We start from the raw sequence: 21820 nt of genomic DNA on the forward strand, positions 1-21820 counted from the left end.
TGCTCCACCACCGCCAATTTAAAGGCCAGCGTGTAGTCGCGCTGCGTGCGTTTGACACTCGATTCCATGACACATGCCCTTTTTGAAAGGTCCTCGTGTCAACGCTATTCAGGACGGGTCAGCTACCAAAATAAGCCTGCAGTGACGCAGGCTTATTTTTTGGCTGTTCCAGTGGGCTACGAAAACCGCTCTAAACAGCCAAACCACAGCCCGGCCGTCACTGGGACGCTGTCAGCACCAGATTGTCCCGGTGCACCATCTCCGGCTCGGCCATGTAGCCGAGCAAGACTTCGAACTCCGCAGACGGCTTGCGGCACAGGCGGCGGGCCTCCGCTGCGGCATAGTTGGCCAGGCCGCGGGCGATTTCAGCCCCCGCTGCGTCGCGGATGGCAATCACATCGCCGCGCGAGAAGTCGCCCTCCACGGCCGTCATGCCGATAGGCAGCAGGCTCTTGCCTTCGTCGCGCACTTTGGCGGCAGCCCCTGCGTCCACCACTACGGCGCCACGCATCTGCAGGTGGTCGGCCATCCATTGCTTGCGAGCCTGCTTCTTCTGCGTGGGTGCCACCAGCAGCGTGCCGATGGACTCGCCGCGCACCAAGCTGAGCAGCACGTCCGGCTCACGCCCCCAGGCGATGACGGTGGAGGCGCCCGAACCGGCCGCACGCTTGGCCGCCAGAATCTTGGTGATCATCCCGCCCTTGCCAATGCTGGAGCCTGCACCACCTGCCATGGCTTCCAGGGCCGGGTCGCCCGCTTTCGCCTCATGGACAAATTGCGCGGCGGGGTCGCGGCGGGGATCGGCGGTGTAAAGCCCCTTCTGGTCTGTGAGGATGATCAGCGCATCGGCTTCTACCAGGTTGGCCACCAACGCCCCCAGCGTGTCGTTGTCGCCAAACTTGATCTCGTCGTTGACGACGGTGTCGTTCTCGTTGATGACGGGCACCACACCCAGTCGCAGCAGCGTGAGCAGGGTGGACCGCGCATTCAGATAACGCTCGCGGTCGGCCAGATCGGCGTGGGTGAGCAATACCTGCGCACTACCCATACCCTGCTCGCGCAATTTGGTCTCGTACATCTGCGCCAACCCCATTTGCCCTACGGCTGCGGCAGCCTGCAATTCGTGGACCTCATGGGGACGGCTGGACCAACCCAGGCGCTTCATGCCCTCAGCGATGGCGCCGCTGGACACCATGATCACTTCGCGCGGTGCGCCGCTTTCGCCGCGCACCAGGGCAGCCAGCTGGCGGCTCCATTCCCCGATGGCTGTTTCATCCAGCCCACGCCCCTCGTTGGTGACAAGGCTGGAGCCGACTTTGACGACGATACGGCGGGCATCTCGCAATACGCTGGAAACCATTTTTCAGTCTTTTTAGCCTCTAGCGCTTATGTACAAAGCGCCAGCAGCTATTGATAATATAGCAATCAGAAACGGCAGTGGTACCCGATCTCAATCAGGCTGGCGTGTCGCCTGCAAAGCGGGGATCCACCTCCACCGGTTGATTCTCCACGCGCTGCTCTGCCTGTACGTGCCGGAAGATCGCGTGGATCAGGGGTTCGCATCCCTCGCGCGTGAGGGCCGAAATTTCAAAAACCGGCCCCTTCCACTTGAAGCGTTTCACAAAATCCTTCGAGCGCGCTTCGCGCTCGTCTGCGGGAATCATGTCCAGCTTGTTAAGCACGAGCCACCGAGGCTTGTTATAGAGCTCTTGGTCGTATTTTTTCAGCTCGTTGACGATGGCTTTGGCCTGCGCCACAGGGTCGATGCTGTCATCAAACGGCGCCAGGTCCACGATATGCAGCAGCAGCCGCGTGCGTTGCAGATGGCGCAAGAACTGATGGCCCAGGCCCGCGCCTTCGGACGCCCCTTCAATCAGCCCCGGAATGTCGGCCACCACAAAACTCTGCTCCGGCCCCACGCGCACGACGCCCAGATTGGGGTGCAAAGTGGTGAAGGGGTAGTCAGCGATCTTGGGCCGGGCATTGGAAACAGCGGTGATGAACGTGGACTTGCCCGCATTGGGCATGCCCAGCAGTCCCACATCGGCAAGCACCTTGAGTTCCAGCTTCAGGTTCTTCTTCTCGCCTGGCCAGCCCGGCGTTTTCTGCCGCGGCGCGCGGTTAATGGCACTCTTGAATCGCAGATTCCCAAAGCCGCCATCGCCACCTTTGGCGATCGTGATCATCTCGCCGGGGGTTAGCAGTTCGTACAGCACCTCGCCCGTTTCGGCGTCGCTGATGATGGTCCCTACCGGCATCTTCAGGGTAATGTCAGCGCCGGCCGCACCAAACATGTCCGAACCCATGCCGTGCTCACCCCGCTTGGCCTCGTGGCGGCGCGAATAGCGGTAGTCGACCAGGGTGTTCAAATTGGGATCGGCCACGGCAAAAACGTGCCCGCCTCGCCCGCCATCCCCCCCATTGGGCCCGCCGAACTCCTTGTACTTTTCGTGCCGAAACGACACGCAGCCATTGCCGCCGTCACCGGCAGCAATGTCAATAAAGGCTTCATCGACGAACTTCATGGGGTATCCAGTTTACAAAATGGCGCTGTATTGGCGCGCCTTAGCTCTTCAACATTAAGCCGCCTCATCTTGGCTGACCGGCAAGAGCAAATTGGCATCTAGAAAGACACCGAAGACTTTGTGATACGGCAGCTGCACACCAGCGTATCGACCAAACAACAAAGCCCCGGCAGAGCGGGGCTTCGTTGGTTTGCCGAGGGCGAGCCTCAGGCTGGCGTCACATTGACCGTGTGCTTGGACAATGCGCCCTTGGTACCGAACGACACATGGCCGTCCACCAGGGCGAACAGGGTGTGGTCCTTGCCCACACCCACATTGCTGCCGGGGTGGAAACGCGTGCCGCGCTGGCGCACGATGATCGAACCTGCGCTGATCAATTCACCACCGAACGCCTTCACACCTAGCATCTTTGGCTTGGAGTCGCGCCCGTTTCGCGTAGAGCCGCCGCCTTTTTTCTGTGCCATGACTAGCTCCTTCGATTAAGCAGCAATCGCACCGATTTGCAGCTCAGTGAACTGCTGGCGATGGCCTTGGCGTTTTTGATAGTGCTTGCGACGGCGCATCTTGAAGATGTGCACTTTGTCGTGCTTGCCGTGGGCCACGACGGTGGCTTTCACGGTTGCGCCGGACACCAGGGGTGTACCAACCTTCAGTTCAGCGCCGTTGCCGACAGCCAGAACTTGGTCGATCACGATCTCCTGGCCTACGTCCGCAGCAATCTGTTCTACTTTAATTTTTTCGCCGGAAGCAACGCGATACTGCTTGCCGCCGGTTTTTATGACCGCGTACATGTTGACCTCTTGATATGAGTTCTGCAGACGGATTTCCGCAGAGCCTGCGATTGTAGCGCAGCGAGCAAGTCTGCACCAGCCCCTCACACAGACGTCCGTCCACCGCTTGTGCCCCCCGCACCAGCACTCAGGGTCTTCCTATAATCCCGGCACTTTCTGCGACCACCATCTTGACCGATCTCACAGCCCCCCCCGCATCGCCCCTCGCGCTCGTTGCCCAAGACATGCACGAGGTTGACAAGGTCATCGGTCAGCGCCTCACGTCCAGCGTGCCCCTCGTGGCGCAGATATCGCAGTACATCATTGCGGCAGGAGGCAAGCGCCTGCGCCCTGCCCTGCTCCTGCTGGTATGCGGCGCACTCGGGTACCAAGGGCGGCATCACCACAGCCTAGCTGCCGTGGTCGAGCTCATTCACACCGCCACCCTGCTCCATGACGATGTGGTCGATGCATCCACACTACGCCGCGGACGCCCAACAGCCAACGAAACCTTTGGCAACCCTGCAAGCGTTCTCGTGGGCGACTTCTTGCATACCCGCTCGTTCCAGATGATGGTGGAGGCTGGAAGCATGCGCATCATGGAAATTCTCTCAGAGGCCACCAATGTGATCGCCGAAGGGGAGGTCCTACAGTTGATGAACATGCACGATGCATCGCTGGATGAAGCAGGCTACCTTCGCGTAATCCGCTCCAAAACCGCCAAGCTCTTTGAGGCAAGCGCCCGCTTGGGAGCAGTTCTGGCCGAAAGCCCGCCTAAAATTGAGGAGGCATGTGCCATCTATGGTCAAGCCCTGGGTACCGCCTTCCAGATCATTGATGACGTGCTGGACTACGATGGAGACTCCGCCGAGATGGGTAAAAACCTGGGCGATGACCTGCGCGAAGGCAAGTCCACCCTTCCCCTTATTGCTGCCATGCAGCGTGGCACCCCTGCGCAGGCGCGGACAGTAAGGCAAGCCATCGAACAGGGTTCGACGGAACAACTCGTGGAAATCGTAGAGATCGTGCGCAGTACGGGAGCCCTGGAGATAACCCGTGCAGCCGCGCATGCAGAAGCGTCGCGCGCCATGGCAGCCACAGAACAGCTACCCTCGAATCCATACACAAACGCCTTGCTAGAATTGGCCAATCAACTACTTACTCGGCGCCATTGACAGGCGTTGAGATTGTCGGGGTGTAGCTTAGCCTGGTAGAGCGCTACGTTCGGGACGTAGAGGCCGGAGGTTCGAATCCTCTCACCCCGACCAGAATTAACGCCAAAATTTACGCAATTGCGCCTCTTTTGTGGCGCAGTTGCCAATATCGTGCGCTGTACAGCCCGTGGATGATGGGTGATGATAGGATGGTTTCTTTTCCACACCTAACACATTACCGGTTACATGGCCGCTGTTGATACCCTCCCCAAAGAAGCTTCTGCGGTCGCGTTGCCAGGTCTTGGCCGCGCGCTGATGTCCGCTGGCAAGCTGACGCAGAAGTCGGCCGAGGATATTTACAAAAAATCACAAATTAGTCGCACGAGTTTTATAGCCGAATTGACAGGTTCGGGGGCAGTCTCAGCTGCAGATTTGGCCCACACGGTATCGGCCGTTTTTGGGGCGCCGCTTCTTGATTTGGATGCAATAGATCCCTTACGGCTTCCGAAGGAATTGCTCGACGCCAAGATCTGCCAAGCCTACCGAGTCGTTGTTCTCAGCAAGCGGAATAATCGGCTGATAGTTGCCACAGCAGACCCGACAGACCAAGAAGCTGCTGAGAAAATAAAGTTCACCACCCAAATGGGTGTTGATTGGATTATTGCCGAGTATGACAAACTCAGTAAACTCGTCGAAGCCACCACAAAATCCGCTGGGGAAACGCTGGACACACTTTCTGGTGGAGGTGGGGATTTTGAGTTCGACGATGTCCCGGTAGAGGATGCGCCGGAGGCAAATGACCCCGGTACGACTGACGTTGAAGACGCCCCAATCGTTAAGTTTCTGCACAAGATGCTCCTGGATGCGTTCAATATGCGCGCATCGGATTTGCACTTTGAGCCCTACGAGCACCAATACCGCGTTCGTTTCCGGATTGACGGCGAGTTACGCGAGATCGCTTCTCCCCCCATCGCAATCAAGGACAAGCTAGCCTCCCGCATCAAGGTGATTTCGCGGCTGGACATCTCAGAAAAACGAGTTCCGCAAGACGGACGCATGAAGCTGAAAGTTGGCCCGGATAGGGTCATCGACTTTCGGGTGAGCACCCTCCCCACACTGTTCGGTGAAAAAATTGTTATTCGTATCCTCGATCCCAGCAGTGCAAAACTTGGGATTGATGCGCTAGGTTACGAGCCGATAGAAAAAGAACGCTTGTTGCAAGCGATTGGCAGGCCCTACGGAATGATTCTGGTCACGGGGCCCACTGGCTCCGGCAAGACCGTGTCGTTGTACACCTGCTTGAATCTTCTCAACAAGCCAGGCGTGAATATTGCCACGGCCGAAGACCCTTCCGAAATCAATCTTCCAGGTGTCAATCAGGTCAATGTGAATGAGAAGGCGGGGTTGACGTTTGCAGTGGCCCTGAAATCATTTCTTCGACAGGATCCCGACATTATCATGGTCGGTGAAATCCGGGATCTGGAGACGGCAGACATTTCGATCAAAGCGGCGCAAACAGGTCACTTGGTGTTGTCGACCCTTCACACAAACGACGCGCCGACGACACTCACACGGATGCGCAACATGGGCATAGCGCCCTTCAATATCGCCTCCAGCGTGATCTTGATCACCGCCCAGCGCTTGGCGCGGCGACTGTGCCCAGTTTGCAAGGCGCCAGCCGACATCCCGCACGAAGCTTTGTTGGAAGCCGGCTATTCAGAAGAAGAGCTCGACGGATCCTGGGTTACTTACCGCCCAGTGGGTTGCTCAGCCTGCAACAATGGATACAAGGGCCGGGTCGGTATTTACCAGGTGATGCCAATATCCGAAGACATCCAACGTATTATTTTGCGCGATGGCAGTGCACTGGAAATCGCCGAGCAAGCCAAGGCGGAGGGCGTGCGATCCTTGCGCGAATCCGGCTTGTACAAGGCCAAAATGGGACTGACTTCGTTAGAGGAAGTGTTGGCAGTCACCAACGAATAATGCTCATGAGGGATTAGTATGGCGACCGCAACATCAAGAGACATCAAAGACTTCGTTTTTGAATGGGAAGGCAAGGACCGGCACGGAAAAATTGTTCGCGGAGAAGTGCGAGCCTCAGGTGAAAATCAAGTACAGGCAACACTTCGCCGTCAGGGCGTGTTCCCGACAAAAATTAAAAAACGCCGGATGCGCTCTGGCAAAAAAATCAAACCCAAGGATATTGCACTTTTTACTCGCCAGTTGGCCACGATGATGAAGGCCGGTGTCCCGCTGTTGCAGTCGTTTGACATTGTGGGACGGGGAAATACCAATGCCAGCGTAACCAAGTTGCTCAATGACATCCGTACGGATGTAGAAACGGGCACTTCGCTCAATGCGGCTTTCCGCAAGCATCCGATGTATTTCGATAGCCTTTACTGCAATCTAGTGGAAGCAGGTGAGGCTGCCGGTATTCTTGAAGCGTTGCTGGATCGTCTGGCAACGTATATGGAAAAAACCGAGGCGATCAAATCGAAAATCCGATCTGCCTTGATGTACCCCATCTCGGTGATCATTGTGGCTTTCGTGGTCGTTGCGGTGATCATGATTTTCGTTATTCCTGCGTTTAAGGAGGTTTTCAGCTCTTTCGGAGCCGACCTCCCCGCTCCCACCCTGTTCGTGATGGCCATCAGTGAAATTTTTGTGAAATGGTGGTGGCTGATTTTTGGAGGGATTGGCGGGAGTGTTTATTTTTTCATGCAGGCGTGGAAGCGCAATGAAAAGATGCAGATGTTCATGGACCGCATCCTGCTCAAGGTACCAATCTTTGGCGCCTTGGTGGAAAAATCCTGCGTCGCGCGTTGGACCCGAACGCTGTCCACCATGTTTGCCGCAGGCGTACCACTGGTTGAGGCATTGGATTCCGTGGGCGGCGCGTCTGGAAACTCCGTGTATTCCATGGCCACCGAAAAAATTCAGCAAGAGGTGTCTACCGGGACCAGCCTGACGGCTGCCATGGGCAACGCCAACATTTTCCCGTCCATGGTTCTGCAGATGTGCGCCATTGGGGAAGAATCCGGTTCCATCGACCACATGCTCGGCAAGGCAGCAGATTTTTACGAAGCCGAAGTGGATGAAATGGTCGCGGGCCTGTCCAGCCTGATGGAGCCCATCATCATCGTGTTCCTCGGCACACTCATTGGCGGCATCGTGGTGTCGATGTACCTGCCCATCTTCAAGCTCGGCCAAGTCGTGTAATGGAAGTGGATGTTTGGGTTAATACGGCCCTCGGAGGTGTTTTCGGGCTCTTGATCGGCAGTTTTCTGAACGTGGTTATCTACCGCCTGCCCAAGATCATGGAGCGGCAGTGGGCGATGGAGGCCGAGGCCTTTCAGGCGGCGCAGGCGGGCCGGGAGCCAGCTCCGACGCCCGAGCCATTCAACCTGATGGTCCCGCGGTCGCGCTGCCAAGCCTGCGGGCACATGGTGCAGTGGTACGAGAATATTCCTGTGTTGAGCTACCTGTTCCTGCGCGGGCGGTGTTCGGCCTGCAAGACACGTATCAGCCCACGCTACCCGCTGGTGGAGCTTGCCACCGGTGCGCTGTTCTTTCTGTGCATCCAGCGGTGGGGGCTCACGCCCACTGGAGCAGTGTGGTGCTTTTTTTCCGCAGCCATGATCGCGCTCGCGTTCATTGACTGGGACACCACGCTGCTTCCCGACGACATCACGCTTCCGCTTTTATGGGCAGGGTTGCTCGCTTCGGGGCTCCAGTGGACGTCCGTCCCTCTACATGCATCGGTGATGGGTGCGGCTGCGGGGTATCTGTCACTGTGGACGGTGTACTGGGCGTTCAAGTTGGTCACCGGCAAGGAAGGCATGGGCTACGGCGATTTCAAGCTGTTTGCGGCCCTGGGCGCATGGTTTGGCTGGCAGGCACTGGTTCCGATCATCCTGATGTCGTCTGTCATTGGTGCGGTCGTAGGCATCGCCATGAAGATTTTCAGCAGCCTGCGCGAGGGGGGCTACGTGCCGTTCGGGCCCTTCCTGGTGGGAGCCGGATTCACGGCCATGATCTTTGGACCGCAGGCCATTCTGGATACCGTTCTGAGGCTATTCGGCCTCTGACTGGCGTGACAACGACAGTCCAGCCCACGCTGCGCGTGCCATTGCGCATGGGATTGACCGGCGGCATTGGCAGCGGCAAGAGCACAGTGGGGGGCATGCTCGCTGCACAAGGCGCGGTGCTGGTAGACGCTGACCAGATCGCCCGCAGTGTGACCGGGCCGCATGGAGCCGCCATGCCCGCCATTCGTTCCATATTTGGCGATGCGTTCGTCGATGCCACGGGCGCCTTGGACAGGGTCCGCATGCGAGCGCTGGCATTCAGCGAGCCAGACGCACGGGCAAAGTTGGAGGCCATCGTGCACCCGCTGGTGACGCTGCACAGTGACGAGGCTGCGCAGCGCGCTGCGGAGGCAGGGGCCACGGTGGTGGTGTTCGACATCCCGCTGTTGGCCGAATCGGGCAGGTGGCCCCGCCGGCTGGATGCGATTGTCGTGGTGGATTGCTCGGAGGTCACGCAGGTGGACCGGGTCGTGCGCCGCAATGGCCTGCCCCCCGAAACCGTACGGGGCATCATCGCCTCACAAGCCAGCCGCGCTTCCCGCCGTGCAGTGGCCGACGTGGTCATCATGAACGACGCCGATTGCACGCTGGAAGAGTTGCACGCCTGCACGAGGCAGACGGGCGCGCTGTTCGGGCTATGATGCAGGCGAAACCGTTTGGGCTTTCGTCCCATGCCGTGCGCCACCGGCGTCAGAACCGCACCTGAGCCCCAGGAACCCGCCAGCGTGATCCTTTACGAATATCCCTTCAACGAGCGTCTCAGAACCTATCTGCGGCTTGAGCAGCTTTTCCGCCGGCTTGGCGAGCTGATTCCCCGTGCTCATCCGCTGGACCATCATTTCGCGCTGGTCACCATCTTCGAGATCATGGACGTGGCCGCGCGTGCAGACCTGAAGGCGGATGTTCTCAAGGACATTGAAAAGCACAAGCACCAACTTGATGCCTACCGCGGCAACCCCTCCATTTCAGAGGCTGCGCTCAACGCCGTTATCGGGCAACTGGACCGCTGCTTCGCGGCTCTCAACGCCCAGGCAGGTAAATCGGGCCATGCGCTGACCGAGAACGACTGGCTGATGAGCATACGCAGCCGCGTAGGCATTCCGGGCGGCACCTGCGGGTTTGATCTGCCAGCCTATTACGCTTGGCAGCACAAGGAGCCTGAAACCCGACAGCGTGCGCTGGAGGACTGGGCCTCCACACTGGCCCCCTTGGCCGAGTCGATTTACGTGCTGCTCAAGCTGCTTCGAGACTCCGGCGTGCCCCAGAAAGTAGCCGCCGAGCGCGGGCAGTTTCAGCAGAATCTGCCGCAAGGCCGCACGTTCCAGCTGCTGCGACTTCGCATCGACCCTGCCCTCGACCTGATTCCGGAGATCAGCGGCAACCGTTTGATTGTTTCAGTTCGGCTCATGCGCCTGGGCGATGACACCCGTCTGCACGCATGCGCCGAAGACGCCGCTTTTGAGCTCACCTTGTGCGCCTGACAAGGCCAGACCGCTGAGACTGCAGCAGCCGCCCCCACGACCACCACCACACTTCCAGCCCCGCGCATGCGCGGCGCAGCACAGGAGGACGCCGACCATGGCCCGACCCCAATCTCCCCACCGCGACAACGCTGGCGCCAGCACTGCGCCAGCGTCCCGTATCGTCCCCTGCCCCGCTTGTGGCGGCGACAGCATCTACGCCTCCAGCAATGCCTACCGTCCTTTCTGCAGCGAACGCTGCAAACAGGTGGACCTCGGTGCGTGGGCCAATGAGGATTTCCGGATGCCGGCCGAGTCTCCGCCCGCCGATGCACAGTACGGCGACCCGCGCTTGGAACACTGACGCGGCGGGAATCAGGGGCCTGCCCTTGCCCTGTTAGGCACGCTCGCTCGCCCGCGAAAAAATAGCCAAATCAGGCTCCAGCGCTTATCCATCAAGCGCTGACAGCTATTAATTTTATGGTGCCGATGGAGCCGCCGCTACCTCCAGCGGCACGCCCCGCTCCTCGGCCAGCCATTGCAATACGGGGTAGGCACCGGGCAACACCGGCGATACGGTCAAGGGCAGGTGCTGCCAAGCCATGGACTGGCCCTCGCGCATTTCAAATTGCCCCGTCCACGCCCAGACCTTGCACCAGTGCAGGCGGACCAATGCGTGGGGGTAGTCATGTTCTGTGACTTTCCAGACGCTGGCCGGCCCGATGGTCACGCCCAGTTCTTCGATGAGCTCGCGGCGAAGGGCCTCTTCCACGGTCTCGCCCGCTTCCAGCTTGCCGCCAGGAAACTCCCAATAGCCCGCGTACGGTTTGCCCGGGGGCCGCGTGGACAGCAGCATGGCACCGTCCTCGCGCAGCAGGATCCCCACGGCCACTTCAGTGTGTTTGCGGGCATCAGTCACGCTGCCCCTCCCTGACGTTCCGTGCAAGCGCCACAACGCGGTACAGGGGCACGATCATCCTCATGCGCGCCCCGCATAGTCGCGCGCAAACTGGTAGGCCACGCGGCCACTGCGCGAGCCCCGCTCCAGCGCCCACACCAAGGCCTCGGGCCGCGCGGCTTCGATGTCAGCGGCGGAGACGCCCAGCGACGACAGCCATTGCGCGACTATGGTCAGGTACTCCTCCTGGCTGAACGGGTAGAAGCTCACCCACAGGCCGAAGCGCTCCGACAGCGAGATTTTTTCTTCGACCACCTCGCCCGGGTGCACCTCGCCGTCGGGCGTGTGGGTGTAGGTCAGGTTCTCTGCCATGTACTCGGGCAGCAGGTGGCGACGGTTGCTGGTTGCGTAGATGAGCACATTGGGTGTGGCTGCGGCCACCGAACCATCCAGGATGGACTTGAGCGCCTTGTAGCCGGGCTCGCCGTCTTCAAAGCTCAGGTCGTCGCAAAAGACGATGAATTTCTCCGGCCGACCGGCCACCACATCGACGATGTCGGGCAGGTCCGTGAGGTCGGCCTTGTCCACCTCGATCAGGCGCAGGCCCTGGGGGGCATACACGTTCAGGCAGGCCTTGATGAGGGACGACTTACCCGTGCCCCGCGCGCCCGTCAGCAAGACGTTGTTGGCAGGCTTGCCCGCCACAAATTGCTGGGTGTTGCGCTCGATCTTTTCTTTTTGCGGCTCGATTTCCTTGAGGTCAGCCAATTGCATGGCGCCCACATGGCGCACGGGCTCCAGCGTGCCGTGGCCGCTGCTGCGCTTGCGGTAGCGCCAGGCAATGGCGGCCGACCAATCGGGCGCGCCGAGCGGTTGCGGCAGGACGGATTCGATGCGGGCCATGAGCTGCTCCGCCTTCGCCATCAAACGTTCGAATTTTTCAGTCATTTTGGCCTCTAGCGCTTATCCAGAAAGCGCTAACAGCTATCAAAAACAAAGCGATCAGGAGCGGTAGTCCGCGTTGATGGTCACGTATTCGTGGCTGAAATCGCAGGTCCATACGGTGTCAGCCGCAGTGCCGCGGCCCAGCAGCACGCGCACGGTGATCTCGCTTTGTTTCATCACGCGCTGGCCATCTTCCTCGCGGTAAGCGGGGTTGCGCCCGCCTTGCCTGGCGACATGCACGTCGTCCAGGTACAGGTCGATGCCGGTCTGGTCCAGGTCGTCGATGCCCGCGTAACCCACGGCGGCGAGGATGCGGCCCAGGTTCGGGTCGCTGGCAAAGAAGGCGGTCTTCACCAGGGGCGAATGGGCGATGGCATAGGCGACCTTGCGGCACTCTTCGCCCGTCTTGCCGCCTTCCACGCGCACGGTGATGAACTTGGTGGCGCCTTCGCCATCCCGCACGATTGCCTGCGCCAGCTTTTGCGACACCGCGAGCATGGCCGCCTTCAGCGCCTGGCCCTCGGCACTGTCCAGCGAAGTGATGGGCGGGTGCGCTGCCTTGTTGGTGGCAATGACGACAAAGGAGTCGTTGGTCGAGGTGTCGCCGTCGATGGTCACGCGGTTGAAGGATCCATCAGCCAGTTCGCGCGCCAGCTGCTGCATCACGCCGGGCGCCACGCTGGCATCGGTGGCCAGAAAACCCAGCATGGTGGCCATGTTGGGGCGGATCATGCCCGCGCCCTTGCTGATGCCGGTGATGGACACTGTGGCGCCGCCCACCTGCGCTTGCGCAGAGAACGCCTTGGGCAGCGTGTCGGTGGTCATGATGCCTTCGGCGGCGCGCGCCCAGTGGCCGGGCTGGGCATCGGCAATGGCAGCGGGCAGGCCCGCTTCGATGCGGTCGTTGGGCAGCGGCTCCATGATCACGCCGGTCGAGAACGGCAGGATCTGCTCGGGTGCCACGCTGAGCTGGCGGGCCAGCGCAATACAGGTGGAGCGTGCGCGCGCCAGACCGTCAGCGCCTGTACCGGCGTTGGCATTGCCCGTGTTAATGACCATGGCCCGGATAGGCTGGCCGCTGGCAAGGTGATCGCGGCTGATCTGCACCGGCGCGGCGCAAAAGCGGTTCTGCGTGAACACGCCCGCCACGCTGGCCCCTTCGTCGAGCAGGAACACGGTCAGGTCCTTGCGGTTGGCCTTGCGGACACCGGCTTCGGCAACGCCGATGCGCACGCCGGAGATGGGATGCAGGTCGCCTGCAACGGGGGCAAGTAAGTTCACGGGCATGGGAGGTCTTTCTCAAAAAAACTGCGGCCGATTATCCGGAAAACCGTGGCGCACCAATGAAAACACGGGCCGCAGCCCGTGTTGCTTTGCAGGTCAACTGGCGATCACACCCGCTTCAGGTCTGCGTCATGCCAGCTTGCCGTGGCACTGCTTGTACTTCTTGCCGCTGCCGCAGGGGCACGGGTCGTTGCGCCCCACGCGCACACCCTCCGGCAGCGCCTGGCCCACGGTCTGTGCATCCACCGTGGTCTCCACCTCGCCGGTCTCGGTGGGGGCGGTATAGGTCACGTTCGAAATACTTTCGGCGCGGCTTTCCATGTCCTGTGCGGCTTGGTCCAGCTGCGCCTGCGACTGCACCTGCACCGTCATGAGGATCTTGGTGACTTCGTTCTTGACCTGATCGATCAGCTGGCGGAACAGCTCGAAAGCCTCGCGCTTGTATTCCTGCTTGGGCTGCTTTTGCGCGTAGCCGCGCAGGTGAATGCCTTGGCGAAGGTAGTCGAGCGCAGAAAGGTGGTCGCGCCAGTTGGAGTCAAAGTTCTGCAGCAGCACCACACGTTCGAACTGCGTGAAGTTCTCGCGGCCCACCTGCTCCACCTTGGCGTCGAACGCTGCATTGGCCGCCTGCAGCACCTTCTCCAGGATCTCGTCATCGGTGATGGCGCTGGCGCCCTGCACCTCTTGCTGCAGCGCAATCGACACATGCCACTCGTCGGCAAGCACCTTTTCCAGACCCGGAAGGTCCCACTGCTCTTCCACCGATTCCACGGGCACGTACTGGCGCACGAGGTCGGTCATGCAGTCCTCGCGCATGGCGGTGATCACATCCGACAGGTCCGACGCATCCAGGATGTCGTTGCGCTGCTGGTAGATCACCTTGCGCTGGTCGTTGGCTACATCGTCGTACTCCAGCAATTGCTTGCGGACGTCGAAGTTGCGCGCTTCCACCTTGCGCTGAGCAGACTCGATGCTGCGGGTCACGATGCCAGCTTCGATGGCTTCGCCATCAGGCATCTTGAGGCGGTCCATGATGGCCTTGACGCGGTCCCCCGCGAAGATGCGCATCAGCGAATCGTCAAGCCCCAGGTAGAAACGCGAGGAGCCGGGGTCGCCCTGGCGGCCCGAGCGGCCGCGCAGCTGGTTGTCGATACGGCGAGATTCATGGCGCTCAGTGGCGATGATGCGCAGACCGCCCAGCGCCTTGACCTTCTCGTGATCAATCTTCCATTGCTCGCGCAGGGCCGCGACCTTGGCGGTGCGTTCGGCCTCTGACAAAGACTCGTCCGCTTCAATGGCCGCAACATCCTTTTCGATGTTGCCGCCCAGCACGATATCGGTGCCGCGGCCGGCCATGTTGGTGGCGATGGTGATCATGCCCTCGCGCCCCGCCTGGGCCACGATGTCGGCTTCGCGCGCGTGCTGCTTGGCGTTGAGCACCTGGTGCGGCAGGCCTTCCTTGATGAGCAGCTGATCGATGATCTCGGAGTTCTCAATGGACGTGGTGCCCACCAGCACGGGCTGGCCGCGCTCGTGGCACTCACGGATGTCCTTGATGGCCGCTTCATACTTTTCGCGCGTGGTCTTGTACACGCGGTCAAGCTGGTCGTCGCGGCGGCTTGCGCGGTTGGGCGGGATCACCACGGTCTCAAGGCCGTAGATCTCCTGGAACTCATAAGCCTCGGTGTCGGCCGTGCCCGTCATGCCGGCGAGCTTGCCGTACAGGCGGAAATAGTTCTGGAAGGTGATGGACGCCAGCGTCTGGTTCTCGGCCTGGATGTTCACGCCTTCCTTGGCTTCGACGGCCTGGTGCAAGCCTTCGCTCCAGCGGCGGCCCGACATGAGGCGACCGGTGAACTCGTCCACGATCACGATCTCGCCGTTCTGCACCACGTAGTGCTGGTCGCGGTGATACAGGTGGTTGGCCCGCAGCGCTGCATACAGATGGTGCATCAGCGTGATGTTGGCCGGGTCGTACACCGAGGCGCCTTCGGCAATCAAGCCATGGCTGGCCAGCACGCGCTCGGCCGTTTCGTGGCCCTGTTCAGTCAGGATGATCTGGTGGCTTTTTTCGTCCACCGTGAAGTCGCCCGGCTTGATGACACCCTCGCCGGTGCGCGGGTCGGCCTCGCCCTCCTGGCGCACCAGCAGCGGCACCACCTTGTTCATGGCGATGTACATGGCCGTGTGGTCTTCGGCCTGGCCGCTGATGATGAGCGGAGTGCGCGCCTCGTCGATCAGGATGGAGTCCACCTCGTCCACGATGGCGTAGTTCAGGCCGTGCTGCACGCGGTCTGCGGCTTCATAGACCATGTTGTCGCGCAGGTAGTCGAAGCCGTATTCGTTGTTGGTGCCGTAGGTGATGTCGGCGCGGTAGGCGGCCTGCTTTTCCTCGCGCGGCATGTTGGGCAGGTTGATGCCCACTGTCAGCCCCAGGAAGTTATAGAGACGACCCATCCACTGGGCGTCGCGATTGGCAAGGTAATCGTTCACCGTCACCACATGCACGCCCTTGCCGGACAGGGCATTCAGGTACACGGGCAACGTGGCCGTCAGTGTCTTGCCCTCGCCCGTGCGCATTTCGGCAATCTTGCCAAAGTGCAGCGCCATGCCGCCCAGCAGCTGCACATCAAAGTGCCGCATCTTCATGATGCGTTTGGAGCCTTCCCGCACCACCGCAAAGGCCTCGGGGAGGATACCGTCCAGCGACTCGCCCTTGGCCACGCGATCCTTGAACTCCTGTGTCTTGGCCTTGAGCTGCTCGTCCGACAGCTTCTCGAAGTCCGGTTCCATCGCATTGATGCGGTTCACCGTCTTGCGGTACTGCTTGAGGAGCCGGTCGTTGCGGCTGCCGAATAGTTTGGTGAGGAAGTTGGTGGCCATGCGAGCAGGACCGCCTGCCCCGCTGCGTGCAGCGCGCCAGACGACCGAAATCCCTAAGATGAATTGAGTTCAGGTGGGTTCTACACCGCAGATTGCAAGCACCGCCTGCAACCCGGGCCATGAACGCCGGACCCGCGATTTTACCTGCCCGGTGCAGTGGCAGCCGGCAGACCCGGTAACACGGCAGACTCTGCCGCCGCAACCTGCGCGCCTGCGGGTGTACCGCCGGCACTGAGAAATTTCTGCGGATCTTGGAACACCCCTTGGACGAGCACTTCAAAGTGCAGATGGGGCCCTGTGGACCGTCCTGTGGTGCCCACCTCCGCAATCTTCTGCCCCCGCCGCACGATGTCGCCCCGTTTTACCAGAGTGCGGGAGGCGTGGGCATACCGCGTGACCAATTGGTTGCCGTGGTCCACCTCGATCATGTTGCCGTAGGCCGGATGAAATTCCTGCGTGACAACCACGCCCCCGGCCGCTGCGAGGATCGGCGTCCCTGTGTCCGCCTGAAAATCCAGGCCTGTGTGCAGCGCAGACTGACCGGTGATCGGGTCCACCCGCCAGCCAAACGCTGACCCGGCTGTGCGTCCCGTCACGGGTGCATGGGTGGGGATCATCTTCTTGCGAATGTGCTGATCAAACAGCCGCGATTCCAGCACCGTCATCAGGTCCACCCGCTGGTTGGTCAGCTTCTCAAGGTCATCCAGCGTGGCCTGCAATTGCTCCATCGACATGTCGCGCGCACCGACCAGCGCGCCGCCCCGCGCATCGACTTTCTGGATATCGGATGGCGCCATGCCCGCCAGGCCCAGCACGCGCTCACCCAACGATTCCAGCTGCACCATGCGGGCCTGCATTTCGCCCACACGGCGCGCCATGGCATCGAGGTTGGCGCGCATAAAGCGGTCGCGCTCAGCAAACTCGTCCTTCACCACCAGCCGGACCAGGGAACCCACAATGGGCCACCCTTCGCGAGCGCCTTTGAGAAACACCCAGTGATAGAGGCTGGCGGCCACCAGCATGAGACACAGCGATACCGCCAAGCCAGCCAGGATCAAACGCGTACCCGACAAATGGATGGCGCGGCTGCGCGCCAGTCGGGCGTCCGTGATAATCAAATGCACTAGTTGTTCTCCACGCCCGAAGACGCCACGCCATGAATCGCCGCCACTACGCCGTCACCCTGCAGCAAGCCAGCCAGGAATCTCCTACGCTGGCCAGGCTCACAGCGCTGACACGCGAGTCCAGTGATCGGCTCAAGGCCATTGAATTGCTGATTCCAGCGGCCCTGCGCCCTGCGGTCCTGGCTGGCCCTATCGACGGGGACAGCTGGTGCCTGCTGGTGCGAAGCAATGCCGCAGCGGCAAAAATCCGCCAGCTGCTGCCTGCGTTACAGGCGCATTTGCGCAGCCGGGGGTGGGAGGTTAACGCGATTCGCCTGAAAGTTCAAACCTGACGGCCTGCGCCAGAACCCGGGAATGCGTACGAGAAACGAGAAGATGGTGCCGGTTGTCGGAATCGAACTGACGACCTACCGCTTACAAGGCGGGTGCTCTACCAACTGAGCTAAACCGGCGAACGCTGGATTCTATGTGAAAAATCCGGCGTCAAAATTGAAAGGCTGGGCTATTTCACGCGCTTGAGCGAAGGGCGCGCGCCGCCCCCTGTGGGCGGCGGCCGGGGGGCATCGCCGCCATCGTCCTTTTTACTGTCGTCCGCACTGACCAGTTGCACCACACGGTCTTCTGCGGCGGACGCGGCGGGCCCACCGCTGCCACTGCCCTCGCTCTCTGCCGTGGCAGGCTCTACAGGCGCCAACGCGCCCGCCAATGCCGCGCTGGCGGCAGAGGCATCGCCACCGGCAAGCATGTCCACGGGCGGCGGGAACGCCATGCCCTGGCCGTTTTCACGCGCATAGATGGCAATCACGCGCCCCACGGGCACCAGGATTTCGCGCGGCTTGCCGCCAAAGCGTGCCTTGAACTCGATGTAGTCGTTGCCCAGTTGCAAGGCGCTGGTCGCGTCGAAGCTGATGTTCAGCACGATCTCACCGTCCTTGACATATTCGCGGGGAACTTGCACGGAATCGTCCACCCGCACTGCCACGTAAGGCGTCAGTCCGTTGTCGGTACACCACTCATAGAGCGCACGGATGAGGTAAGGGCGAGTGGATGTGGATTCCGGGACGTTCATGGACAGTTGTGTTCGGGCAGCAGCTGCAGGTGGGTTGAAGGCCGGGAGCGGGACGATGCGCTTACTTGCGCATGACCTTTTCGGACGGCGTCAGCGCCTCGATGTAGGCGGGGCGCGAGAAGATGCGCTCGGCATACTTCAGCAGCGGCGCAGCGTTCTTCGACAGGTCGATGCCGTAGTAGTCCAGGCGCCACAGCAGCGGCGCAATGGCCACGTCCAGCATCGAGAAGTTGTCGCCCAGCATGTACTTGTTCTTCAGGAACACAGGGGCCAGCTGCGTGAGACGGTCGCGGATATGGGCACGCGCTTTTTCGAGGGCCTTTTCGTTGCCCTTGGTGGCGCGGGACTCCAGGATGTTCACGTGCACAAACAACTCCTTCTCGAAGTTGAGCAGGAACAGGCGCACGCGGGCGCGGTCGACTGGGTCGCCGGGCATCAGCTGCGGATGGGGAAAGCGCTCATCGATGTACTCGTTGATGATGTTCGACTCGTACAGAATCAGGTCGCGCTCGACCAAGATCGGGACCTGGCCGTAGGGGTTCATCACGCTGATGTCTTCGGGCTTGTTGTACAGGTCCACATCGCGGATTTCAAAGTCCATGCCCTTTTCAAACAGGACAAAACGGCAGCGGTGGGAGAAGGGACAGGTCGTACCCGAATAAAGCACCATCATGGTGGGAGGCTCCTAAAAATCAAAAGAGTGGGACGCCGACAGCGCCCACTCTGCAAAAACCAATGGCACCCCGGAGGGTGCCTTGCTGGATGTGGCTCCGACTACTTCACATCTTTCCAGAAGGCCGCGTTCAGCCTCCAGGCAATGACCGTGAACAGGCCCAGGAAGATCAGCACCCACACGCCCACGCGCTTGCGGGTGTTCTGCGCGGGCTCGGCCATCCACTGCATATAGTTGACGAGGTCGCCCACGGTCTGGTCGTATTGCAGCGGGGTCATGAGGCCGGGTTTGACCTGCTCCCAGCCCTTGAAGACCTGGGTCTTGTGGCCGTGGCTTTCATGCTCCTCGAACACTGGGCGGCGTTCGCCCTGAAGTTCCCACAACGCATGGGGCATGCCCACGTTGGGGAACACCAGGTTGTTCCAGCCCGTGGGCTTTGTGTCGTCGCGGTAGTAGGTGCGCAGGTAGGTGTAGAGGTAGTCGGCACCCGAGCCGCCCGCACCGGCGCGCGAACGCGCGATCACGGTCAGGTCAGGCGGATTGGCGCCAAACCAGGCCTTCGCCTGCTTGGGGTCGATCGCGGCCTTCATGGTCTCGCCCACCTTGTCAGTGGTGAACAGCAAGTTGTCCTTGATCTGCTGGTCCGTGAGACCAATGTCCTTCAGGCGGTTAAACCGCATGAACGCTGCCGAGTGGCAATTCAGGCAGTAGTTGACGAAGACCTTGGCACCGTTTTGCAAGGAGGCAAGGTCATTGGTCTTGCCTGGGGCCTTGTCCAGCGGGATACCACCGCCAGCAGCCATGGCCGAACCTGCAGCCAGACCCAGCGCGGCCACCAACGTGAGGATGATTTTCTTCATTGTTGTTATCTCCGGGGCTCAGTGCGCAACATAGGTGACGCGGTCAGGCACAGGCTTGGCCTCGCCAATGCGGCTCCACCACGGCATCAGCAGGAAGAAGCCGAAGTAGAACAGCGTACCCACCTGCGACACACGCTCGCCAATCGGCGAGGGCGGCTGCACACCCAGATAACCCAGGATCAGGAAGTTGATCACGAACACGCCGTAGAGGTACTTGTGCCAGTCGGGGCGGTAACGGATGGACTTGACCGGGCTGAAGTCGAGCCAGGGCAGGAAGAACAGGATGATCACGGCACCACCCATGACAACCACACCCCAGAACTTCGCGTCAATGGCCAGCATCAGCGCGATGGCCACCACAGCGGCGCCCACGATGCCCACTTTCACGAAGCTGGGCAGCTTGGCCTTGAAGACACCAAACGCAGCGCCTGCCACCACGCACAAGATCAGCGCGTACATCATCTCACTGGTGATAGCGCGCAGCATGGAATAGAACGGCGTGAAATACCAGACGGGCGCAATGTGCAGCGGCGTGACCAGCGGGTCAGCCGGGATGAAGTTGTTGTACTCCAGGAAGTAGCCGCCGAACTCCGGCGCAAAGAACACCACGGCCGTGAATGCCATGAGGAACATGCTCAGCGCGAAGATGTCGTGCACCGTGTAGTAGGGGTGGAAAGGCACGCCATCGAGCGGCTTGCCATTGGCATCCTTGGGCGCCTGGGGGCCCTTGATTTCTACGCCGTCGGGGTTGTTGGAGCCCACGTCGTGCAATGCCAGCAAGTGCGCCACCACCAGGCCCAGCAGCACCAGCGGCACGGCGATCACGTGGAAGCTGAAGAAGCGGTTCAAGGTTGCATCGCCCACCACGAAGTCGCCACGGATCAGCAGCGCGAGGTCGGGACCGATGAAGGGAATGGCGGCGAACAAGTTCACGATCACCTGCGCGCCCCAGTACGACATCTGGCCCCAGGGCAGCAGGTAGCCCATGAACGCCTCGGCCATCAGGCACAAGAAGATGGCGCAACCAAAGATCCAGACCAGCTCGCGCGGCTTGCGGTAACTGCCGTAGATGAGGCCGCGGAACATGTGCAGGTACACCACCACAAAAAACGCTGAAGCGCCTGTGGAGTGCATGTAGCGGATGAGCCAGCCCCACGGCACATCGCGCATGATGTATTCGACCGAGGCGAACGCCAGGTTGGCGTCGGGCTTGTAGTGCATGACCAGGAAGATGCCGGTCACGATCTGAATCACCAGCACGACCAGGGCCAGCGAGCCGAAGATGTACCAGAAGTTGAAGTTCTTCGGAGCGTAGTACTCCGACATGTGAACCTTGTAGGCGTCAAAGGCGGTCGGGAAGCGGTTTTCGAACCAGTTCGTGACCTTGGCACCAGCCGACGCGTTGGGGGAGATTTCCTTGAATTCAGCCATGTCGATTTACCTCAGGCCTTCTTGTCTTCGCCGATCAGCAGCACTGTGTCGGACAGGTACATGTGCGGAGGCACTTCCAGGTTGTCGGGCGCAGGCTTGTTCTTGAAGACCCGGCCAGCCACATCAAAAGTGGAGCCGTGGCATGCGCAGAGGAAACCACCGTGCCAGTCGTCCGGCAGCGAAGGCTGGGGACCGGTCTGGAACTTGTCGCCCGGGGAGCACCCCAAGTGCGTGCAGATGCCAACCCCCACAAACACTTCAGGTTTGATGGAGCGGTGCTGGTTCTTGGCGTACTCGGGCGTGGGGTACGTGTTGCGGTCTGACTTGGGATCGGCCAGTTGAGGCTCGGTCTGCGCCAGGGACTCCAGCTGCTGGGGGGTGCGCTTGAGGATCCAAACGGGTTTACCGCGCCACTCGACGGTCAGCTTTTCACCGGGCTGCAGCGTGGAGATGTCTACTTCCACAGCGGCGCCAGCTGCTCTGGCTTTTTCCGAAGGCTGGAAACTACTGACGAAAGGCACTGCAACGGCCACTCCGCCAACGGCACCGGCACATCCGGACGCAATCAGCCACGTCCTTTTACTGGTGTCGACTGGTGTGTCACTCATGGGGATCCTCGGTAAACATCGCTATTGTTTGGGTCAACCGCGAAT

General features: G+C 60.7%; 22 protein-coding genes and 2 tRNA genes. 9 read left to right on the plus strand and 15 right to left on the minus strand.

Annotated elements, in window-relative coordinates; all coding sequences use genetic code 11:
* Positions 1 to 217 precede the first annotated feature (217 nt).
* The 4 genes from proB to rplU form a co-directional block, all read right to left on the minus strand.
* The gene (gene proB / locus ACK4HJ_RS12485) at positions 218 to 1360 is read right to left on the minus strand and encodes a glutamate 5-kinase (RefSeq protein WP_409831855.1); all 1143 of its coding nucleotides are present in this window, start codon (positions 1358 to 1360) and stop codon (positions 218 to 220) included.
* Positions 1361 to 1454: 94 nt separating this feature from the next.
* Positions 1455 to 2525, minus strand: a complete 1071-nt coding sequence (gene cgtA, locus ACK4HJ_RS12490) for an Obg family GTPase CgtA (protein ID WP_409831858.1) — start codon at positions 2523 to 2525, stop codon at positions 1455 to 1457.
* Between the two features lie 206 nt (positions 2526 to 2731).
* Complete coding sequence (gene rpmA, locus ACK4HJ_RS12495; RefSeq protein ID WP_026437555.1) at positions 2732 to 2989, minus strand: 50S ribosomal protein L27; 258 nt, start codon at positions 2987 to 2989, stop codon at positions 2732 to 2734.
* 15 nt (positions 2990 to 3004) lie between these two features.
* Entirely contained in the window at positions 3005 to 3316 is a 312-nt protein-coding gene (rplU, locus tag ACK4HJ_RS12500; RefSeq protein WP_005794184.1) for a 50S ribosomal protein L21, read from the minus strand.
* Positions 3317 to 3540: 224 nt separating this feature from the next.
* Here rplU and ACK4HJ_RS12505 point away from each other — a divergent pair, with 224 nt between their 5' ends.
* From ACK4HJ_RS12505 to ACK4HJ_RS12540, 8 genes are all read left to right on the plus strand, one after another.
* Entirely contained in the window at positions 3541 to 4470 is a 930-nt protein-coding gene (locus ACK4HJ_RS12505) for a polyprenyl synthetase family protein (protein WP_409832166.1), read from the plus strand.
* Between the two features lie 16 nt (positions 4471 to 4486).
* Positions 4487 to 4563: transfer RNA gene (locus ACK4HJ_RS12510), tRNA-Pro, on the plus strand.
* 132 nt (positions 4564 to 4695) lie between these two features.
* Positions 4696 to 6435 carry a type IV-A pilus assembly ATPase PilB gene (gene pilB, locus ACK4HJ_RS12515; RefSeq protein WP_409831861.1) on the plus strand — a complete coding sequence of 580 codons (1740 nt, stop codon included), beginning with the start codon at positions 4696 to 4698 and terminating at the stop codon, positions 6433 to 6435.
* Positions 6436 to 6453: 18 nt separating this feature from the next.
* The gene (locus ACK4HJ_RS12520; protein WP_409831863.1) at positions 6454 to 7671 is read left to right on the plus strand and encodes a type II secretion system F family protein; all 1218 of its coding nucleotides are present in this window, start codon (positions 6454 to 6456) and stop codon (positions 7669 to 7671) included.
* Entirely contained in the window at positions 7671 to 8540 is an 870-nt protein-coding gene (locus ACK4HJ_RS12525) for a prepilin peptidase (RefSeq protein ID WP_409831866.1), read from the plus strand. The genes ACK4HJ_RS12520 and ACK4HJ_RS12525 overlap by 1 nt, the downstream gene beginning before the upstream one ends.
* A gap of 47 nt (positions 8541 to 8587) precedes the next feature.
* Positions 8588 to 9181: a dephospho-CoA kinase gene (gene coaE / locus ACK4HJ_RS12530; RefSeq protein WP_409832167.1), complete on the plus strand. Its 594-nt coding sequence runs from the start codon at positions 8588 to 8590 to the stop codon at positions 9179 to 9181.
* 84 nt (positions 9182 to 9265) lie between these two features.
* Complete coding sequence (zapD, locus tag ACK4HJ_RS12535) at positions 9266 to 10021, plus strand: cell division protein ZapD (protein ID WP_409831868.1); 756 nt, start codon at positions 9266 to 9268, stop codon at positions 10019 to 10021.
* Positions 10022 to 10118: 97 nt separating this feature from the next.
* Positions 10119 to 10364 carry a DNA gyrase inhibitor YacG gene (locus tag ACK4HJ_RS12540; protein WP_409831870.1) on the plus strand — a complete coding sequence of 82 codons (246 nt, stop codon included), beginning with the start codon at positions 10119 to 10121 and terminating at the stop codon, positions 10362 to 10364.
* 114 nt (positions 10365 to 10478) lie between these two features.
* Here the strand turns inward: ACK4HJ_RS12540 and ACK4HJ_RS12545 are convergent, their stop codons facing one another.
* The 5 genes from ACK4HJ_RS12545 to ACK4HJ_RS12565 form a co-directional block, all read right to left on the minus strand.
* Entirely contained in the window at positions 10479 to 10919 is a 441-nt protein-coding gene (locus ACK4HJ_RS12545) for an NUDIX domain-containing protein (protein ID WP_409831871.1), read from the minus strand.
* A gap of 60 nt (positions 10920 to 10979) precedes the next feature.
* Positions 10980 to 11846, minus strand: a complete 867-nt coding sequence (locus ACK4HJ_RS12550) for an ATP-binding protein (RefSeq protein ID WP_409831874.1) — start codon at positions 11844 to 11846, stop codon at positions 10980 to 10982.
* A 54-nt stretch (positions 11847 to 11900) separates the two neighbouring features.
* The gene (gene argJ, locus ACK4HJ_RS12555) at positions 11901 to 13130 is read right to left on the minus strand and encodes a bifunctional glutamate N-acetyltransferase/amino-acid acetyltransferase ArgJ (protein ID WP_409831876.1); all 1230 of its coding nucleotides are present in this window, start codon (positions 13128 to 13130) and stop codon (positions 11901 to 11903) included.
* Between the two features lie 126 nt (positions 13131 to 13256).
* Complete coding sequence (secA, locus tag ACK4HJ_RS12560; protein ID WP_409831879.1) at positions 13257 to 16010, minus strand: preprotein translocase subunit SecA; 2754 nt, start codon at positions 16008 to 16010, stop codon at positions 13257 to 13259.
* 140 nt (positions 16011 to 16150) lie between these two features.
* Positions 16151 to 17134, minus strand: a complete 984-nt coding sequence (locus ACK4HJ_RS12565; RefSeq protein ID WP_409831881.1) for a M23 family metallopeptidase — start codon at positions 17132 to 17134, stop codon at positions 16151 to 16153.
* Between the two features lie 32 nt (positions 17135 to 17166).
* On the opposite strand from ACK4HJ_RS12565, the gene ACK4HJ_RS12570 reads away from it, so the two are divergent.
* Complete coding sequence (locus ACK4HJ_RS12570; protein WP_409831883.1) at positions 17167 to 17466, plus strand: hypothetical protein; 300 nt, start codon at positions 17167 to 17169, stop codon at positions 17464 to 17466.
* A gap of 44 nt (positions 17467 to 17510) precedes the next feature.
* On the opposite strand, the gene ACK4HJ_RS12575 is transcribed toward ACK4HJ_RS12570, so the two are convergent.
* The 6 genes from ACK4HJ_RS12575 to petA form a co-directional block, all read right to left on the minus strand.
* Positions 17511 to 17586 (minus strand) — tRNA-Thr (locus ACK4HJ_RS12575).
* 50 nt (positions 17587 to 17636) lie between these two features.
* Positions 17637 to 18203 carry a ClpXP protease specificity-enhancing factor gene (locus tag ACK4HJ_RS12580; RefSeq protein WP_409831885.1) on the minus strand — a complete coding sequence of 189 codons (567 nt, stop codon included), beginning with the start codon at positions 18201 to 18203 and terminating at the stop codon, positions 17637 to 17639.
* Between the two features lie 61 nt (positions 18204 to 18264).
* Positions 18265 to 18876, minus strand: a complete 612-nt coding sequence (locus ACK4HJ_RS12585; protein ID WP_007854512.1) for a glutathione S-transferase N-terminal domain-containing protein — start codon at positions 18874 to 18876, stop codon at positions 18265 to 18267.
* Between the two features lie 101 nt (positions 18877 to 18977).
* Positions 18978 to 19736 carry a cytochrome c1 gene (locus ACK4HJ_RS12590; protein ID WP_409831889.1) on the minus strand — a complete coding sequence of 253 codons (759 nt, stop codon included), beginning with the start codon at positions 19734 to 19736 and terminating at the stop codon, positions 18978 to 18980.
* Between the two features lie 18 nt (positions 19737 to 19754).
* Complete coding sequence (locus tag ACK4HJ_RS12595) at positions 19755 to 21167, minus strand: cytochrome b (RefSeq protein ID WP_409831892.1); 1413 nt, start codon at positions 21165 to 21167, stop codon at positions 19755 to 19757.
* Between the two features lie 11 nt (positions 21168 to 21178).
* Entirely contained in the window at positions 21179 to 21775 is a 597-nt protein-coding gene (petA, locus tag ACK4HJ_RS12600; protein WP_409831894.1) for a ubiquinol-cytochrome c reductase iron-sulfur subunit, read from the minus strand.
* Positions 21776 to 21820: the final 45 nt, after the last annotated feature.

Source organism: Acidovorax sp., from assembly GCF_046294525.1.
Classification (GTDB): Bacteria; Pseudomonadota; Gammaproteobacteria; order Burkholderiales; family Burkholderiaceae_C; genus Acidovorax.

Bases quoted from the DNA above. Each gene is read 5' to 3' on its own strand.
- proB (WP_409831855.1), bottom strand. From the start codon at position 1,360: ATGGTTTCCAGCGTATTGCGAGATGCCCGCCGTATCGTCGTCAAAGTC.
- cgtA (WP_409831858.1), bottom strand. From the start codon at position 2,525: ATGAAGTTCGTCGATGAAGCCTTTATTGACATTGCTGCCGGTGACGGC.
- rpmA (WP_026437555.1), bottom strand. From the start codon at position 2,989: ATGGCACAGAAAAAAGGCGGCGGCTCTACGCGAAACGGGCGCGACTCC.
- rplU (WP_005794184.1), bottom strand. From the start codon at position 3,316: ATGTACGCGGTCATAAAAACCGGCGGCAAGCAGTATCGCGTTGCTTCC.
- ACK4HJ_RS12505 (WP_409832166.1), top strand. From the start codon at position 3,541: ATGCACGAGGTTGACAAGGTCATCGGTCAGCGCCTCACGTCCAGCGTG.
- pilB (WP_409831861.1), top strand. From the start codon at position 4,696: ATGGCCGCTGTTGATACCCTCCCCAAAGAAGCTTCTGCGGTCGCGTTG.
- ACK4HJ_RS12520 (WP_409831863.1), top strand. From the start codon at position 6,454: ATGGCGACCGCAACATCAAGAGACATCAAAGACTTCGTTTTTGAATGG.
- ACK4HJ_RS12525 (WP_409831866.1), top strand. From the start codon at position 7,671: ATGGAAGTGGATGTTTGGGTTAATACGGCCCTCGGAGGTGTTTTCGGG.
- coaE (WP_409832167.1), top strand. From the start codon at position 8,588: ATGGGATTGACCGGCGGCATTGGCAGCGGCAAGAGCACAGTGGGGGGC.
- ACK4HJ_RS12540 (WP_409831870.1), top strand. From the start codon at position 10,119: ATGGCCCGACCCCAATCTCCCCACCGCGACAACGCTGGCGCCAGCACT.
- ACK4HJ_RS12550 (WP_409831874.1), bottom strand. From the start codon at position 11,846: ATGACTGAAAAATTCGAACGTTTGATGGCGAAGGCGGAGCAGCTCATG.
- argJ (WP_409831876.1), bottom strand. From the start codon at position 13,130: ATGCCCGTGAACTTACTTGCCCCCGTTGCAGGCGACCTGCATCCCATC.
- secA (WP_409831879.1), bottom strand. From the start codon at position 16,010: ATGGCCACCAACTTCCTCACCAAACTATTCGGCAGCCGCAACGACCGG.
- ACK4HJ_RS12570 (WP_409831883.1), top strand. From the start codon at position 17,167: ATGAATCGCCGCCACTACGCCGTCACCCTGCAGCAAGCCAGCCAGGAA.
- ACK4HJ_RS12580 (WP_409831885.1), bottom strand. From the start codon at position 18,203: ATGAACGTCCCGGAATCCACATCCACTCGCCCTTACCTCATCCGTGCG.
- ACK4HJ_RS12585 (WP_007854512.1), bottom strand. From the start codon at position 18,876: ATGATGGTGCTTTATTCGGGTACGACCTGTCCCTTCTCCCACCGCTGC.
- ACK4HJ_RS12590 (WP_409831889.1), bottom strand. From the start codon at position 19,736: ATGAAGAAAATCATCCTCACGTTGGTGGCCGCGCTGGGTCTGGCTGCA.
- ACK4HJ_RS12595 (WP_409831892.1), bottom strand. From the start codon at position 21,167: ATGGCTGAATTCAAGGAAATCTCCCCCAACGCGTCGGCTGGTGCCAAG.
- petA (WP_409831894.1), bottom strand. From the start codon at position 21,775: ATGAGTGACACACCAGTCGACACCAGTAAAAGGACGTGGCTGATTGCG.